This is a genomic window from Streptomyces sp. RLB3-17 (assembly GCF_007113425.2).
GTDB classification, from domain to species: domain Bacteria; phylum Actinomycetota; class Actinomycetes; order Streptomycetales; family Streptomycetaceae; genus Streptomyces; species Streptomyces mirabilis_D.
The window spans coordinates 6,653,755-6,671,255 of sequence record NZ_CP041610.2 but is presented as its reverse complement, the minus strand read 5'-3'; the positions used below and the strand labels follow the sequence as shown (position 1 = coordinate 6,671,255).

General features: G+C 69.5%; 12 protein-coding genes. 6 read left to right on the top strand and 6 right to left on the bottom strand.

The window, feature by feature from the left end; translation table 11 throughout:
- Positions 1–210: 210 nt before the first annotated feature.
- From FNV62_RS30285 to rpsL, 5 genes are all read right to left on the bottom strand, one after another.
- Positions 211–498 carry a DUF6193 family natural product biosynthesis protein gene (locus tag FNV62_RS30285; protein WP_143627800.1) on the bottom strand — a complete coding sequence of 96 codons (288 nt, stop codon included), beginning with the start codon at positions 496–498 and terminating at the stop codon, positions 211–213.
- A gap of 303 nt (positions 499–801) precedes the next feature.
- A complete protein-coding gene (gene tuf, locus FNV62_RS30280) occupies positions 802–1,995 on the bottom strand; it encodes an elongation factor Tu (protein WP_060900339.1) in 1,194 nt (397 codons plus the stop codon).
- 168 nt (positions 1,996–2,163) lie between these two features.
- On the bottom strand, positions 2,164–4,290 hold the full coding sequence (gene fusA, locus FNV62_RS30275; protein WP_060900338.1) for an elongation factor G: 2,127 nt from the start codon (positions 4,288–4,290) through the stop codon (positions 2,164–2,166).
- A 39-nt stretch (positions 4,291–4,329) separates the two neighbouring features.
- Positions 4,330–4,800, bottom strand: a complete 471-nt coding sequence (rpsG, locus tag FNV62_RS30270; protein WP_003992340.1) for a 30S ribosomal protein S7 — start codon at positions 4,798–4,800, stop codon at positions 4,330–4,332.
- A 2-nt stretch (positions 4,801–4,802) separates the two neighbouring features.
- Complete coding sequence (rpsL, locus tag FNV62_RS30265; protein ID WP_003948652.1) at positions 4,803–5,174, bottom strand: 30S ribosomal protein S12; 372 nt, start codon at positions 5,172–5,174, stop codon at positions 4,803–4,805.
- A gap of 628 nt (positions 5,175–5,802) precedes the next feature.
- Between rpsL and FNV62_RS30260 the strand changes: the two genes are divergently transcribed.
- The 6 genes from FNV62_RS30260 to FNV62_RS30235 all read left to right on the top strand — a co-directional run bounded on the left by FNV62_RS30260 (position 5,803) and on the right by FNV62_RS30235 (position 13,467).
- Entirely contained in the window at positions 5,803–6,459 is a 657-nt protein-coding gene (locus FNV62_RS30260) for a Crp/Fnr family transcriptional regulator (RefSeq protein ID WP_060900337.1), read from the top strand.
- 630 nt (positions 6,460–7,089) lie between these two features.
- Positions 7,090–7,950 carry a hypothetical protein gene (locus FNV62_RS30255; RefSeq protein WP_143627798.1) on the top strand — a complete coding sequence of 287 codons (861 nt, stop codon included), beginning with the start codon at positions 7,090–7,092 and terminating at the stop codon, positions 7,948–7,950.
- On the top strand, positions 7,947–10,103 hold the full coding sequence (locus FNV62_RS30250; RefSeq protein ID WP_143627796.1) for a hypothetical protein: 2,157 nt from the start codon (positions 7,947–7,949) through the stop codon (positions 10,101–10,103). The genes FNV62_RS30255 and FNV62_RS30250 overlap by 4 nt, the downstream gene beginning before the upstream one ends.
- A gap of 24 nt (positions 10,104–10,127) precedes the next feature.
- The gene (locus tag FNV62_RS30245; RefSeq protein WP_186003116.1) at positions 10,128–11,477 is read left to right on the top strand and encodes a PE-PGRS family protein; all 1,350 of its coding nucleotides are present in this window, start codon (positions 10,128–10,130) and stop codon (positions 11,475–11,477) included.
- Positions 11,474–11,977: a Pycsar system effector family protein gene (locus tag FNV62_RS30240; RefSeq protein WP_143627794.1), complete on the top strand. Its 504-nt coding sequence runs from the start codon at positions 11,474–11,476 to the stop codon at positions 11,975–11,977. The genes FNV62_RS30245 and FNV62_RS30240 overlap by 4 nt, the downstream gene beginning before the upstream one ends.
- 26 nt (positions 11,978–12,003) lie before the next feature.
- Entirely contained in the window at positions 12,004–13,467 is a 1,464-nt protein-coding gene (locus FNV62_RS30235; RefSeq protein ID WP_144315701.1) for a M48 family metalloprotease, read from the top strand.
- An 87-nt stretch (positions 13,468–13,554) separates the two neighbouring features.
- On the opposite strand, the gene FNV62_RS30230 is transcribed toward FNV62_RS30235, so the two are convergent.
- Complete coding sequence (locus tag FNV62_RS30230; RefSeq protein WP_060901496.1) at positions 13,555–17,454, bottom strand: DNA-directed RNA polymerase subunit beta'; 3,900 nt, start codon at positions 17,452–17,454, stop codon at positions 13,555–13,557.
- Positions 17,455–17,501 lie beyond the last annotated feature (47 nt).

Here is a 17,501-nt window from a genome sequence, read left to right as displayed (position 1 = left end):
TCACCCCTCGCCCCGACGGTGTACGAATTTGCTCAGCGGCATGACAAATAGTGGAGGGAGGGTCACGCGGGGGGAATGGGTCGTCGGCGTCGAATACTTTCGGGGGCCGTCATCACGCTTACGGAGGCCGTCGTCGGTGTACTGAGACCGTCATCGGCATACGGAGGCGGTCATCGCTTGAGGGAGACCGTCATCGGCATACGAAGGCCGTCATCGGCGAAGACCGTCGGCGCTGTCGGCCACCGCCGGGCCGAGCCCCGCCGGAAGGTGGGCCACGACCAGGGCCACGGCCGCTTCCGCCGTGTCGGTCTCGCCGAGGAGGGTCCCGACGCGGGGCACGAAGGCCCGGAAGCGCCCGTCGTACCGAGGCAGGACGCTCGGTACCCGCAGCACGTACGGGTACCGGGTGCAGCTGCTCAGATGCAGGGCGAAATGGCTGTTGTACGGATACAGCTGCCGCAGTGTCCGTTCCGCGCCGGCCGCCTCTATGAGGTCCACGATGCCCGGGTAGCCCCCCCCGGCCGGAGGACCTCCTGCCGCTCGCGACGCCACTGCCACGCCAGCGCCGGCTGCCGCCACCGCGCCTCCACGGCATCGGCCGGGCCGCGCCGATGCGCCGCCGCCACGTCCGGAAGAACCGGCTTCGTCGGCAGCGGCCGACGTCCCACCATGTCCAGGTCATTGGAATCCGCGCACGCAGTGTGCGCGATGGGCACGGCAAAGGGGCCCGTACGACCGAAGTCGTACGGGCCCCTTCAAGGAGCTCGCGAGGAGCTACCAGGCTGTCAAGCCAACAAGGACTTACTTGTTGATCTTGATGACCTGGCCGGCGCCCACGGTCCGGCCACCCTCACGGATGGCGAACTTCAGGCCCTCCTCCATGGCGACGGGCTGGATGAGCGAAACGGTCATCTCAGTGTTGTCGCCCGGCATGACCATCTCGGTGCCCTCGGGGAGGGTCACAACGCCGGTCACGTCCGTCGTACGGAAGTAGAACTGCGGACGGTAGTTGTTGAAGAACGGCGTGTGGCGGCCACCCTCGTCCTTGGACAGGATGTAGGCCTGGGCCTCGAACTCGGTGTGCGGCGTGACCGAACCGGGCTTGATGATGACCTGGCCGCGCTCGACGTCCTCGCGCTTGATGCCACGGAGGAGCAGACCGACGTTCTCACCGGCCTGGCCCTCGTCGAGCAGCTTGCGGAACATCTCGATGCCGGTGACCGTGGTGGTGGTCTTCTCCTGCTTGATGCCCACGATGTCGACGGTCTCGTTGACCTTGAGGACACCACGCTCGATACGACCGGTGACGACGGTGCCACGACCGGTGATCGTGAAGACGTCCTCGATCGGCATCAGGAACGGCTTGTCGACGTCACGCTCGGGCTGCGGGATGTTCTCGTCGACGGCCTGCATCAGGTCGAGGACGGTCTGGCCCCACTCCTTGTCGCCCTCAAGGGCCTTGAGCGCCGAGACCTTGACGACCGGCAGGTCGTCGCCCGGGAACTCGTACTCGGAGAGCAGCTCGCGAACCTCGAGCTCGACGAGCTCCAGGATCTCCTCGTCGTCCACCATGTCGGCCTTGTTCAGGGCGACGACGATGTAGGGAACGCCGACCTGGCGGGCCAGGAGCACGTGCTCCTTGGTCTGCGGCATCGGGCCGTCGGTGGCGGCGACCACGAGGATGGCGCCGTCCATCTGGGCCGCACCCGTGATCATGTTCTTGATGTAGTCCGCGTGACCGGGGCAGTCGACGTGGGCGTAGTGACGCGTCTCGGTCTGGTACTCGACGTGCGCGATGGAGATGGTGATACCGCGCTGGCGCTCCTCAGGAGCCTTGTCGATCTGGTCGAAGGCCGAGGCCTCGTTCAGGTCCGGGTACGCGTCGTGCAGCACCTTGGTAATGGCGGCCGTGAGGGTCGTCTTACCGTGGTCGATGTGACCGATGGTGCCGATGTTGACGTGCGGCTTAGTCCGCTCGAACTTCGCCTTCGCCACTGGGTCCTCCTGTGGAGTGGTTCTGGTACGCCTTACTCATCGGCGCCAGGTGATCTTTGCTGGGATGCCGCCCGCCGGGGTTCTCCCCCGGGGGACGATCTCTCGTCCCCTTGCCGGTTCGAAGCCCCGGCGGTCGGTGTCAAGCCTAAAGCGTGTAAACGGGGTGCGTTACTCGCCCTTGGCCTTCGCGATGATCTCCTCGGCGACGTTCCGGGGAACCTCGGCGTAGGAGTCGAACTGCATCGAGTAGCTTGCGCGACCCGAGGTCTTGCTGCGGAGGTCGCCGACGTAGCCGAACATCTCCGAGAGGGGCACGAGGCCCTTCACGACGCGGGCACCGGCCCGCTCCTCCATGGCCTGGATCTGACCACGGCGGGAGTTGATGTCGCCGATGACCTCACCCATGTAGTCCTCGGGCGTGGTGACCTCGACGGCCATCATCGGCTCGAGCAGCACGGGGCTGGCCTTGCGCGCGGCCTCCTTGAAGGCCTGCGAACCGGCGATCTTGAACGCGAGCTCGGAGGAGTCGACCTCGTGGTAGCCACCGTCGAGAAGAATGACGCGGACGCCCGTCATCTCGTAGCCGGCCAGGATGCCGAACTGCATGGCCTCCTGCGCACCCGCGTCGACCGAAGGGATGTACTCCTTCGGGATGCGGCCACCGGTGACCTTGTTCACGAACTCGTACGAGGCGTCGCCGCCCTCGATCGGCTCGATCGCGATCTGCACCTTGGCGAACTGACCGGTACCACCGGTCTGCTTCTTGTGCGTGTAGTCGTGACGCTCGACGGCCTTACGGATCGTCTCACGGTACGCGACCTGCGGCTTACCGACGTTGGCCTCGACCTTGAACTCACGGCGCATACGGTCGACCAGCACCTCGAGGTGCAGCTCGCCCATACCACCGATGATGGTCTGGCCGGTCTCCTCGTCCGAGTGAACCTGGAAGGAGGGGTCCTCCTCCGCGAGACGCTGGATGGCGACACCCAGCTTCTCCTGGTCACCCTTGGACTTGGGCTCGATGGCGACCTGAATGACCGGCGCCGGGAAGTCCATGGACTCCAGGATGACCGGGTTCTTGTCGTCGGCCAGCGTCTCACCGGTGGTGGTCTGCTTCAGGCCCATGACGGCGACGATGTCACCGGCGCCCACCGACTCGATCTCCTCACGCTTGTTCGCGTGCATGCGGTAGATCTTGCCGATGCGCTCCTTCTTGCCCTTGACGGAGTTCAGCACGGCGCTGCCGGACTCCAGGCGGCCCGAGTACACCCGGACGAAGGTGAGCTTGCCCAGGTGCGGGTCGCTCATGATCTTGAACGCGAGGGCGGAGAGCGGCTCGTCGTCGGACGGCTTGCGCTTGACGACCAGCTCCGGGTCCTTCACGTCGTGGCCCTCGATGGCCTCGACGTCAAGCGGAGTCGGCAGGTAGCGCACGACCGCGTCGAGCAGGGGCTGAACGCCCTTGTTCTTGAACGCGGTGCCACAGAACACCGGGGTGACCGTGACGCCCTTGGACTTGCCGGACGCGATGGTGACACGACGGATCGCGGCGTACAGCTGCTCCTCGGTGGGCTCCTGGCCCTCCAGGAACAGCTCCATGATCTCGTCGTCGTTCTCCGCGACGGCCTCGACGAGCTTGCCGCGGTACTCCTCGGCAGCCTCGGTGTGCGTGGCCGGGATGTCGACGACGTCGTACATCTCGCCCTTGGCGGCCTCGGCGGACCACACGAGCGCCTTCATGCGGACCAGGTCCACAACGCCCTTGAAGTCCATCTCGGCACCGATCGGGAGCTGCATGATCAGCGGCACCGCACCGAGGCGGTCCTTGATCATGTCGACGCAGCGGTGGAACTCCGCGCCGGTCCGGTCGAGCTTGTTGACGAAGCAGATGCGCGGCACGCCGTAACGGTCGGCCTGACGCCACACCGTCTCGGACTGCGGCTCCACACCGGCGACACCGTCGAACACCGTGACGGCACCGTCGAGGACGCGCAGCGAGCGCTCCACCTCGACCGTGAAGTCGACGTGCCCCGGGGTGTCGATGATGTTGATCGTGTAGTCGTTGTCCTCGAGCGGCCAGTGACAGGTGGTGGCAGCAGAGGTGATCGTGATGCCACGCTCCTGCTCCTGCTCCATCCAGTCCATGGTGGCAGCGCCGTCGTGGACCTCACCGATCTTGTAGCTGACGCCGGTGTAGAAGAGGATCCGCTCGGTGGTGGTCGTCTTGCCCGCGTCGATGTGGGCCATGATCCCGATGTTGCGGACCCTGGCCAGGTCAAGTGAAGTGGTAGCCATAAGGCTTCGGTCTTCTCTCGGTCTCGATGGGGGTAGCGACTACCAGCGGTAGTGCGCGAAGGCCTTGTTGGACTCGGCCATCTTGTGGGTGTCCTCGCGCTTCTTCACAGCGGCACCAAGGCCGTTGGAGGCGTCGAGAAGCTCGTTGAGCAGACGCTCGGTCATGGTCTTCTCGCGACGGGCGCGGGAGTAACCGACGAGCCAGCGCAGCGCGAGCGTGTTGGCACGACCGGGCTTGACCTCGATCGGAACCTGGTACGTCGCACCACCGACACGGCGGGACTTGACCTCGAGGGTCGGCTTGATGTTCTCCAGCGCGCGCTTCAGCGTGATGATCGGGTCGTTGCCCGTCTTCTCACGCAGACCCTCCATGGCGCCGTAGACGATGCGCTCGGCGGTGGAGCGCTTGCCGTTCAGCAGCACCTTGTTGATGAGGGAGGTCACCAGAGGGGAACCGTAGACCGGGTCGATGATGACCGGGCGCTTCGGGGCGGGGCCCTTACGAGGCATTTCTACTTCTCCTTCTTGGCGCCGTAGCGGCTGCGGGCCTGCTTGCGGTTCTTGACACCCTGGGTGTCGAGCGAGCCACGGATGATCTTGTAGCGAACACCCGGCAGGTCCTTCACACGGCCGCCGCGCACGAGCACGATGGAGTGCTCCTGCAGGTTGTGTCCCTCACCCGGAATGTAAGCGGTGACCTCGATCCCGCTGGTCAGACGCACACGCGCGACCTTACGCAGGGCCGAGTTCGGCTTCTTCGGGGTGGTCGTGAACACACGCGTGCAGACGCCGCGACGCTGGGGCGAACCCTCGAGTGCGGGCGTCTTGTTCTTCTCGACCTTGTCCTGCCGGCCCTTCCGGACCAGCTGCTGGATCGTAGGCACTACTTCTCCGGTTTCTGTGTGCCGAATGGTGAAGCTAACCTGGAACATCTCCGACCCACGCGGTCGGGTGTGTCGAATGCTGCAGACTCCCGCCGCGAGGCGAAAAGGGCGCAGATTACGGTGGCCGGTTACGGCTCGCCTTGCGGTTTGAAGGCACGCACGCGAGCCAGGGCACACCCCAGGCACAAGGTCTGAGCGTACCTACCTCAACGACTTCGGTCAAAACAAATGCTGTCCAGGGCGACACGCCGGACTTCTTGCCACGTCAGCGCGGTGCTGCCGCAGGTCGGACGCGAGTCGGGGACGGGCGGTCGTGGGGCGGTGGCGGGGCGGTCGCGGAGCCGTTGCGGGGTGGTTGTCGGGCCGGCCTTAGCGCATTCCCTGGGCGCCCGTCCCCAAAAGTTTCCGATCTCCGACGGTACCGCGCAATCTCTGTCCACCGCCGTGTGCCCTTCAGTACCTTGATCGGTCGGCTGCGGCGATCGGGGGGACCATGACGGCAGCACACGCACCGGACTCATCCGGGTCATCCGGGTCATCGGGCTCGTCGGGCTCGTCGGGCTCATCGGACTTACCCGGTTCGTGGGATTCGTCGGGCTTACCCGGCGACGGGGGGCTCGACGACCGGGTGCCGTTCCTGGCCCGGCTGGAGAGCGAGGACCGCTCGGCGCTGCTCGATCTCGGGCACGAGCTCTCGTACGCGCCCCGGACGGTGCTCCTGCACCAGAGTGAGCCGTCCTCGCACGTCCTGTTCGTCACGCACGGCTGGACGAAGGTGACCGCGGCCGCCTCCAACGGCTACGAGGCGCTGCTCGCGCTGCGCGGCCCCGGCGACATCATCGGGGAGTCCGCGGCGCTCACCGGGCGCCCTCGGTCGGCCACCGTGACGGCCTTGGAGCCGGTCCGTACGGTCGCGGTCGAACGCGGCCGGTTCACCGAGTTCCTCGCCCGCTCCCCCGCCGTCTCCTTCGCCCTCCTCGGCCTCACCTCCGATCGCACCCGGGCGGCCGATCGGCGCCGCCTGGAATTCGCCTCCCTCAGCGTGCGGGAGCGCTTCGCGATCCTGCTGCTGGACCTCGCCCGCACCCACGGGCGGCGCACCGACCAGGGCATCGAACTCTCCGTACCCCTGAGCAAACAGGAACTCGCCGGGTCGGTGGGGGCCTCCCGCGAGATGGTCCAACGCCTGCTGAAGGACCTGCGGGAACGGGGGGTCGTGATGACGGGGCGCCGGGCGCTGGTGATCGTGCGGCCGGATGTGCTGCGACGGATCGCGCGGGGGTGACGTGGGTTCGGTGGGGGGTGGTGGCTTTGGCGGGGCCGGGTCCGGTGGATCACTGCGGGCCGGTGGGGGCTGGTCGCGCAGTTCCCCGCGCCCCTGGGGGCCGGGGCTGCGCCCCGGGTCCCCCGTCCGCCCGCAGTTCTCCGGCTGCCGGCCGGTGGGGGTCGGTCGCGCAGTTCCCCGCGCCCCCAAAAGCCTCGGGGTGTCCGGCGTTCGAGGTCGGAGGCCCACCCGCTCCGACCGCACCTGCCGTCGAGGACAAGGCCGTGGGCCAGTTCCCACCCCACCCGACCCCACCCCACCGCTCACCTCCAGCCCGTCCGCCGGTCGGGCACGAGGCCGTGGGCCGCTCCCCGCCCACCCCGGCCCGCGTTTTCAGCCCGTCCGGCGTTTGAGGACGAGGCCGTTCGGGCCGAAGCGGGGTCCGGGGGCGCAGCCCCGGGTGGGGTGCCCGCCGGGCGCCGGGGTCGAAGGGGCGGAGCCCCTGGGGATGGGACGGGTAGGGGCGGCGGGGGCGAGGGACCGGGCGTTCTGTGTACGCCGTCACACTCCGACTGCGTCATCCGCCCTCACGCCACCACAACCCCGCCCGCCACTCTTCTGCCACTGCCGCACCACCTGCGAAAGGCGACCATGACCGACCCCGTGAGCCGCACGATCCTGTTGCTCGACATCGAGAAGTACAGCGACCGGGACGACATCGAGCAGGCGTACCTGCGGCGCATGCTGTACGACGTCGCCGACCGCACCCTGGAGCGCGCCGGCATCGACGAACGCCTGCGTCTGCGCGCCGACCGGGGCGACTCCGTGATGGAGCTGATCGACGCCAACGCCTCGGTCACCGCACTGCTGCGCGCCCTGCTCACCGAAGTCCCCGCCCAGCTGCACGCGGTCAACCGGATGGCGTCCAGCTCGGCGCAGATCCGACTGCGCGGCGTCGTCGCCACGGGCTACGTCGCCGTGGACGAGCACGACGGCTGGGTCGGCTCCGACCTCAACCACGCCTGCCGCCTGCTCGACGCCCAGCTGCTGCACACGGCCCTGCGGGAGCGGAGGGACGACTTCGCCCTGTGCGTCTCGGAGAGCGTGCACACGGGGATCGTGCGGCACGGTCACGCGGGCATCCCCGCCGAGGACTTCCATCCGGTGACCGTGGACAGCAAGAACGGCCCACTGCGCGCCTGGCTGCACGGCCCGGTTCCGGGGGCCGGCGACGACCACAGTGAGAAGGGGGGAACCTCGGTGCCGGGCGCCAGCTCGGGGGAGCGTCCGGCACCGAGGCGGGACCAGCCCGGGGCCCAGGCGCCCGGGGCCCAGGCCCCCGAGGCCCGCGCGGCCCGGCCCTCCGCCCCTCCCGCGGGCGCCGTCTTCCACTTCGACGGAGGCGCCCCCACCTTCGGCGGCAGCCTCGTCGGCGGCGACCAGCACGGCGTGTCGGGCGGCCAGGTCACCGGAGACGTCCACCTCGGCGGGTCCGGGGGTGAGTCGGCGTGACGGTGCCTGCACCCACGGCGCCGGGCCCCGACGACGCACCCCCGAAGGACGTACACCCGGCCCCCGAACCGGACACCCGGCGCCAGGACGCGGAGGGGGAGGGAGAGGGGGAACAGGAACGGACGCAGGAGGCGCGCGCGGCACAGCGCGAGCTCTTCGCGCACACCCCGGGGTTCATCCTCGGCTCGGCCGCGTCCTTCGGCGGGAGTCTGGTCGGCGGCGCCCAGCACGGCGTGTCCGGCGGCGAGGTCGCCGGTGACGTGTTCATGGGCGGCAAGACGGAGATCCACCACCACGGCTCGGCGGCTTCGGCGACGTACGCCTCCGGAGAGATCCCGCGGCGCCACCTCGAAGACCTGGACGCCGTCTTCGTCGAGAGCCCCGCCTTCGCCGCCGCCCTGGACCGGCTGCGCGAAGAACGCGTCCTCGTCCTCGCCGGCGCCCACGCCACCGGCCGCCACGCCGCCGCGCTGATGCTCCTGCACCGGCTGGGCGTGCCCGCCGTGCACGCCCTCTCGCCGGAGACGAGCCCGGCGACCCTGAGCGCCCCGCTCACCGCGCCCGGCGGCCACGTCCTGCGCGATCTGCCGCTGAGCCGCAACCGGCCGTTGCGCGACACCCATCTCCACGCGGCCCGCGACCAGCTCAAGAAGGTCGACGGGTATCTGGTGGTGACGGTCGAGAACTCGCCCTTCCTGCTGGGCGCCACCGCCTCCGTCTGGCAGCCGCCGGAGGCGTCGGCCGTCGTCCGCGCGTATGTGAGCAGGCACCGCGCGCAGGACACCGACGGCCTTCTCGCCCTCGCCCCGGTGCGGGACTTCCTCGCCCGGGGGCACCATCAGCCCGCCGAGGCGGCCGAGTTCGCGAAGGAGGTGGCGGGTTACGACGGCGGCGAGGCGGCCGCGGCCCGGCTCGCGGAGTTCGGGCAGGCGGCCGTGGAGCAGCAGTGCCGGGAGTGGCTGAGCGACCCCGAGTCCACGCTGCGCGACAAGGCCTTCCTCATCTCGCTCGCCGTCTTCGACCGGGCGCCGTACGTCCTCGCCGCCGAGCTCGCGGACAAGCTGTTCGTGCACTTCCAGCGCTTGCAGCACCCCGAGGAGCCGCCGGAGATCCCGGTGTTCGGGCTCGCCGCCGAGACCCGGCTCGCGCGGGCTCGCGCCGAGGGGGAAGTGCGCAACGAGGCGACCGAATGGGGCCCGGTGCCGCAGTTCACCGCGTTCTTCCGGAAGGAGAACACCCCGCGCGCCCTGCTCACCGAGGTGTGGACGGGACATCCCTCGGCCCGGCCCGCACTGATCGCCTGGCTGAGGGAGCTGGCCCGCGACGGACGTCCCGTCGTACGGACCCGGGCCGCCGCGGCCACCGCCATGCTCGCGCTCGCCGACCTGCCCTCCGCGGTCGCGCTGCTGATCGACGGCTGGGCGGTGTCGAAGACGTTCGGCCCCCGTGTCACCGCCGCGAACACCCTCACACTCGCCCAGCTCCTCGACGCGCCCGTCGTCCTGCGCCTGCTCACCCAGTGGTGCACGGACGCCCACCCGGCCCGCCGCTGGACCGCGATCCGCGCGTTCGGGCTGCTCGCGCCGTTGCGCCCGGACCTGGTGGCCCCGGCCCTGAGCGCCCTCGCGACCCTGGCCCGGGCCGACAGCAGCAGTCCGGCCGAGGCGGCCAACCTGATCGAGTCCACGGCCCTGCTGCTCTCGGTGGGCCTCAGGCGCGGCGAGATGCTCTCCGAGCTGGTGCGGCTGCTCCACCACGACACCCCCGCGGTCCGCGCGCTGGCACTGGGCGCCTTCGTACTGGCCTGCGACAACGCCGAGGAGGGCGCGCTCGTCGAGTGGTACGCCGGCGACGGCATGTACCAGGCGGACTCGGCCCGCGACCTCGCCACCCTCTGGCGCACCGCCCTCGGCGACCGCGCCCACACCCGGGGCGCCCTGAACGCCCTGCACACCTGGGTGTACGTGGCCGAGCACCGCCCGGACGCGGCCCAGGCCCTGGAACTGCTGCTGCCCGCACTGGTCGTCACGGCGGACGACCACAAACGCCTCAGCCACGAACTGCGCACCCTGCGCGGCCGGGACGGCGGCCCGCGCCCGCCCCTCGCCGACCGCCTGCTCGCCGCACTGCGTCCCCCCGTCCCGACAGCCTGACACAGAGTTACGAGGAGTTGACCCATGGCGGAATTCCGCCGCCCGCCGGAGTGGCAGCAACAGGCCGACCGGCACACCACGCTGATCGACCCGGTTCTCACCGTGCGGCCGATCTCCCGTTTCGACTACACGGCCCGGCGGCCGGTCTCCGCGATCGACCACGCACTGGTGTTCGCCACCGCGGGCGGCGGCTACGACGCGTACATGCCCCCGCACCGGCCCAGCCGCACGGACGCCGCGACCCGCCGCTACACCTCGGTCTACGAGGTCGACATGGGCAGCCACCCGGTCCAGCTGGAACTCGAACTGCCCAGCGACGACGACGCGTTCTCGTTCGGCGCCACCGCCGATCTGACCTGGCGCGTCTCGGACCCGATCGCGTACGTGGCCGGCGGCGAACGTGATGTGCCCACGCGGCTCGCCCGTGAACTCCACCAGCTGGCGCGACCGGTGAGCCGCCGGTTCTCCATCGAGGACAGCCGGGACGCCGAGGCCGAGGTCCAGTACGCGGTCGAGAGCGGCGTCTTCGCCGACGGCATCGGGCTCGCGGTCACGTGCGCGGTGCGGCTGCGCCTGGACGACGACGCGATCGCGCACAGACGGCGCAAACGGGCGCTGCGCTACGAGGCCGACATGCTCGACCCCGAGCACGAGTACCGGCTGCGCCAGGCCCAGCAGTTGCACGAGCTGGAGGTGCTGCGCCAGTACCAGTCCCAGGAGTTGATGGCCCAGAAGATCGCCTTCTACCAGCACCACCTGCAGCACGGGGGCGTCGCCCAGTGGGCCTTCCACCTCGCCGCGCACCCCGAGGACACCCGGATGGTCATCAACGCCCTCCAGAAGGACCAGCTCTCCGCCATCGAGAGCCAGCTGGAGCTGATCGCCGGAGACACCCTGGAGGACTACCAGAAGGCCGAGTCGGCCCGCTCCACCCTGCGCGTCGTCAAGGAACTCAACAGCCGCCAGGAGGCCCCGCCACAGCCCCCGGTTCCCGGCCGACCGGCGCCGCCGCCCGGGGGCGTACCGCAGCAGCCGTACGACCCCTCGCAGCCGCAGCCGTACAACCCCTCACCGCCGTACGGGGCCGCCGCACAGCCCTATGGCGGCGCTCCGACCCCCGGAGGCGTACCGGGCGCCCCCTACGCCCCGCCGGGGCCGCCCGTGTCCCACCAGCCGTACGTCCCGCCCGCGCCCGGTACCGTGCCGCCCGGGCCGTACCAGGCCGAGCCCCCGGCCGCGCCCGCCGCCGGGAACCCGTACGACCAGGCCCCGCCGCCCCCGGCCGTCGCTCCCACGCCCGTCATTCCGCCCGCGCCGTCCGCCTATCCGCCCTCGCCTCCGGCACCGGAGTCCTCCGAGACGGGCCCGGAGTGACCACCACCGCTCCCGGCACCCGAACCGCCGAACGGCTGCTGGAGGAGCTGCGGGGCGAGATCGCCCGGGCCGACAGCAAGGCGTCCGTGCTCGTGGCGGCGCTCGGGATGACGGCGGGGGTGTTCAGCGGGCTGCTGGCCGGGCGGAACTGGTCCCCGAGCTCGCTCTCCGCACCCGGTACGGCCGTCTGGTGGACCGGCGCCCTGGCCCTCGCCTTCGCCCTGTTCGCGCTGCTGCTCGCGGTGCTCCCCCGGTACCGCGCCAGTTCATGGGCCCGGGGCCGGCCTCTCTGTTTCTTCGGCGACATCCAACAAGCCGTACGTGAAGGTCAGTTGGCGACCGCTCTCGCCGACACCGACCGCGACCCCGCCGCCGGTCTCACCGCGGCGCTCACCGAGACCAGCCGCATCGCCGCCCGCAAGCACCAGTGGATCCGCACCGGCCTGATCGCCTTCTGCGCGGGCACGTTGCTGCTTCCCGCCGGGCTGCTCATCGGCTGACGTCCCCATCCTGAAGGAGCCCCACCTTGTCCTACCCACCAGACCCGGCCGCCCAGGAGCCCGGCCCCGTCTACCCGGACCCCCCGTACCCGGGCACGCCCGCGCCCCCGTACCCCGGGTCCGCCGTTCCCGCGCCCCCCTATCCCGGGTCCGCCGTTCCCTCGCCCCCGTATCCCGGATCCGCCGCTTCCGCGCCCCCGTACCCCGGATCCGCCGTTCCCTCGCCCCCGTATCCCGGATCCGCCGCTTCCGCGCCCCCGTACCCCGGATCCGCCGTTCCCTCGCCCCCGTATCCCGGATCCGCCGCTCCCCCGCCCCCGTACCCGGAGACCCCCGCGCCCCCGTCCTATCCGGGCGGCGCACCCCAGTACCCCGGGGCCGCACCCTCGTACCCCGCGGCGCCGCCCGCCCACCCGGGGGTCACGCCCACGTACCCGAGCGGTCCGCAGCCCACCGCCACCGCTCCGCCGTACGTCCCACCGCAGACGCCCCCGGCCGCCCCCACACCCGCGGCACCGTCGGAGGCCCCCGCACCCGACGACCTCGACTACCGTCACGCGGGCTCCCGCATCCACGTGGCCGCGCACCAGCGCGGTGCCGACGCCACCGCGATCGGGCAACTGGCGGTCCAGGTCCCGGGCTTCCTGGTGAGCCTCGCCGTGGTCGCCTCGTTCGCCGTGGGAATCCTCGGCACGGCCATGGGCTGGCTGGTCATCCTCGCCTGGCTGGCCTCCGGGGCGCTCGTCTTCCACCGGCCCACCGAGCTGGCCTTCGCCCGGCACGTGATGAAGCTCAGGGCGCCGCTCGCCGAGGAACGGGCCCGTCTGGAACCCGTCTGGCGCGAGGTCACCGCCCGGGCGGGCATCGAGGCACACACGTACGAGCTGATGGTGGAGAACAGCACGGACCTGAACGCCGTGGCGGCCGCCGGCCATGTCGTCGGCGTCACGACGTACGCACTGAACGAGATCCCCAGCAGCAACCTCGCCGCCGTACTCGCCCATGAACTCGGCCACCACACCGGCGGTCACGCCTGGACGGGCCTGCTCGGCTACTGGTACTCGCTGCCCGGCCGGATCGCCTGGGCCTTCATGCGGGGCATCGCCAGGATCGCGATCCGGGTCGCGAGCGTCTTCTCGCTCGCCGCGACGGGGATGGTCTACCTCTTCATCGGGATGTTCGTGATCGGCGGGTTCGTCGCCGCCTGGTACATCACCGTGCCGCTCGTCGCCGCCCCCTATCTGCTCGCCTACGTGGGTCGCCAGGGCGAGCTGCGTGCCGACCGGCAGGCGGCGGACCTCGGCTTCGCGCCCCACCTGGCGCAGGTCCTGCACCACTTCCAGGCCCAGGAGGACGCCGTGAAGGCGCAGGCCGCGGCGCAGGGCAGGCAGCTCAAGGAACCGGGCGGCCTGGCCAAGCTGCTGACCACCCACCCGGACAACTACACCCGGCTCCAGGCCCTGGAGCCCTACCTCCAGCTCGGCCGCTGACCACGACGACCGGCACCGGACAACGCCGAAGGGCGGCCACCCCGTACGAAACGGAGTGGCCGCCCTTCAGTACTTCAGACGTACGCCTTACTGGTTGTACGGACCGTAGTCGTAGTCCTCCAGCGGGACGGCCTGGCCGGAGCCGGTGCCGAACGGCGAGTAGTCGATGTCGTCGTAGCCGACGGCCGAGTACATCGCGGCCTTGGCCTCCTCGGTCGGCTCGACCCGGATGTTGCGGTAACGGGACAGACCCGTACCGGCCGGGATGAGCTTACCGATGATGACGTTCTCCTTGAGGCCGATCAGGGAGTCGGACTTGGCGTTGATCGCCGCGTCCGTCAGAACCCTGGTCGTCTCCTGGAAGGACGCCGCCGACAGCCACGACTCGGTCGCCAGCGAGGCCTTGGTGATACCCATCAGCTGCGGACGGCCGGAGGCCGGGTGGCCGCCTTCCTGGACCACACGACGGTTCTCGGTCTCGAACTTCGAGCGCTCGACCAGCTCGCCGGGCAGCAGCTCCGCGTCGCCCGACTCGATGATCGTCACACGGCGCAGCATCTGCCGGATGATGATCTCGATGTGCTTGTCGTGGATCGACACACCCTGCGAGTTGTAGACCTTCTGGACCTCGCCGACCAGGTGGACCTGGACGGCACGCTGACCCAGGATGCGCAGCACGTCGTGCGGGTTGGTGGCACCCACGGTGAGCTTCTGGCCCACCTCGACGTGCTCGCCCTCGGACACCAGGAGCCGGGCGCGCTTCGAGATCGGGAACGCCGTCTCGTCGCTGCCGTCGTCCGGGGTGACCACGAGCTTCTTGGTCTTCTCGGTCTCCTCGATCCGCACGCGGCCGGAGGCCTCGGAGATCGGGGCGACACCCTTGGGCGTACGAGCCTCGAAGAGCTCGACGACACGGGGCAGACCCTGGGTGATGTCGTCACCGGCCACACCACCGGTGTGGAAGGTACGCATCGTCAGCTGGGTACCGGGCTCACCGATGGACTGGGCGGCGATGATGCCGACCGCCTCACCGATGTCGACCAGCTTGCCGGTGGCCAGCGAACGGCCGTAGCACATGGCGCAGGTGCCGACGGCGGACTCGCAGGTCAGGACCGAGCGGGTCTTGACCTCCTCGATGCCGTGCTTGACCAGCTCGTCGATGAGGACGTCGCCGAGGTCGGTGTTGGCCGGGGCCAGCACCCTGCCGTCGACGGTGATGTCCTCGGCCAGCGCACGTGCGTACACGCTGGTCTCGACGTTCTCCGCCTTGCGCAGGACACCGTCCGCGCCGCGCTCCGCGATGTGCAGCTTGAGGCCACGGTCGGTGCCGCAGTCCTCCTCGCGGATGATGACGTCCTGGGAGACGTCGACCAGACGACGGGTGAGGTAACCCGAGTCGGCGGTACGCAGAGCCGTGTCCGCCAGACCCTTACGAGCACCGTGCGTCGAGATGAAGTACTCCAGCACCGACAGGCCCTCACGGAAGGAGGCCTTGATCGGACGCGGGATCGTCTCGTTCTTGGCGTTCGACACCAGACCGCGCATACCGGCGATCTGACGCATCTGCATCATGTTTCCTCGGGCACCCGAGTCGACCATCATGAAGATGGGGTTCGTCTTCGGGAAGTTCGCGTTCATCGCCTCGGCGACCTCGTTGGTCGCCTTGGTCCAGATCGCGATGAGCTCCTGAGTGCGCTCTTCCTTGGTGATCAGACCGCGCTCGTACTGCTTCTGGACCTTCTCGTCCTGCGCCTCGTAGCCCTTGACGATCTCCTTCTTCGCCTCGGGAACGACGACGTCGGAGATGGCCACGGTGACGCCGGAACGGGTCGCCCAGTAGAAGCCCGCCGCCTTCAGGTTGTCGAGCGTCGCCGCCACGATGACCTTGGGGTAGCGCTCGGCCAGGTCGTTGACGATCTCGGAGAGCTGCTTCTTGCCCACCGAGTAGTCGACGAACGGGTAGTCCTCGGGCAGCAGCTCGTTGAAGAGCGCACGGCCCAGGGTCGTACGGAGGCGGAAGGTGTCACCCTGCTGCCACTCGGGCTCGCCCTCCTCCTGCGCCGGCGGGGTCCAGCCGCGCGGCGGGATGGTGCCCACCGGGAAGCGGATGTCGACGGCCGACTGGAGCGCGAGCTCCCCGGCGTCGAACGCCATCGTCGCCTCGGCCGTGGAGCCGAACGCGCGGCCCTCGCCCTTGACGTCGCGGAGTTCGCCGTCGGTGGTGAGGAAGAACAGACCGAGGACCATGTCCTGGGTCGGCATCGTCACCGGACGGCCGTCGGCGGGCTTGAGGATGTTGTTCGAGGACAGCATCAGGATGCGGGCCTCGGCCTGCGCCTCCGCGGAGAGCGGCAGGTGGACGGCCATCTGGTCACCGTCGAAGTCCGCGTTGAACGCGGTGCAGACGAGCGGGTGGATCTGGATGGCCTTGCCCTCGACCAGCTGCGGCTCGAAGGCCTGGATGCCGAGGCGGTGCAGCGTGGGCGCACGGTTCAGCAGAACCGGGTGCTCCGCGATGACCTCTTCCAGGACGTCGTACACGACCGTGCGGCCGCGCTCGACCATCCGCTTGGCGCTCTTGATGTTCTGCGCGTGGTTCAGGTCGACCAGGCGCTTCATCACGAACGGCTTGAAGAGCTCCAGCGCCATGGCCTTGGGCAGACCACACTGGTGCAGCTTCAGCTGCGGACCGACGACGATCACGGAACGCGCGGAGTAGTCCACACGCTTGCCGAGCAGGTTCTGACGGAATCGACCCTGCTTACCCTTCAGCATGTCGCTGAGGGACTTCAGCGGACGGTTGCCGGGGCCCGTGACGGGGCGACCACGACGGCCGTTGTCGAAGAGCGCGTCGACGGCCTCCTGAAGCATGCGCTTCTCGTTGTTCACGATGATCTCGGGGGCACCGAGGTCAAGGAGTCGCTTCAGACGGTTGTTGCGGTTGATCACGCGGCGGTACAGGTCGTTCAGGTCGGAGGTCGCGAAGCGGCCACCGTCCAGCTGCACCATCGGACGCAGGTCCGGCGGGATGACCGGCACGCAGTCGAGCACCATGCCCTTGGGGCTGTTGCTGGTCTGCAGGAACGCGGAGACGACCTTGAGGCGCTTGAGCGCACGGGTCTTCTTCTGGCCCTTGCCGGTGCGGATGATCTCGCGGAGGCGCTCGGCCTCCTCGTCGAGGTCGAAGGACTCCAGGCGCTTCTGCAGCGCCGCGGCACCCATCGAACCGTCGAAGTACGTGCCGAAGCGGTCACGCAGCTCGCGGTAGAGGAGCTCGTCACCCTCAAGGTCCTGGACCTTCAGGTTCTTGAAGCGGGTCCACACCTCGTCGAGACGGTCGATCTCGCGCTGCGAACGGTCACGCAGCTGCTTCATCTCACGCTCGGCACCTTCGCGCACCTTGCGGCGCACGTCGGCCTTGGCACCCTCGGCCTCGAGCTCGGCCAGGTCGGTCTCGAGCTTCTTGGCGCGGGCCTCGAGGTCGGCGTCGCGACGGTTCTCGATCTGCTGACGCTCGACGGAGACGTGCGCCTCCAGCGAGGGCAGGTCGCGGGTGCGGCGCTCCTCGTCGACGAACGTGATCATGTACGCCGCGAAGTAGATGACCTTCTCGAGGTCCTTCGGGGCGAGGTCGAGCAGGTAGCCCAGACGCGACGGAACGCCCTTGAAGTACCAGATGTGGGTGACGGGAGCGGCCAGCTCGATGTGGCCCATCCGCTCACGACGCACCTTGGCGCGAGTGACCTCGACGCCGCAGCGCTCACAGATGATGCCCTTGAAGCGGACACGCTTGTACTTACCGCAGTAGCACTCCCAGTCCCGGGTCGGACCGAAGATCTTCTCGCAGAAGAGTCCGTCCTTTTCGGGCTTGAGGGTGCGGTAGTTGATGGTCTCGGGCTTCTTGACCTCGCCGTGGCTCCACTGACGGATGTCGTCAGCGGTGGCCAGACCGATCCGGAGCTCATCGAAGAAGTTGACGTCGAGCACTATGCGTCAATCCCTCTCAGGGTTGTAAGTCTTGGGGTCTGAAACGG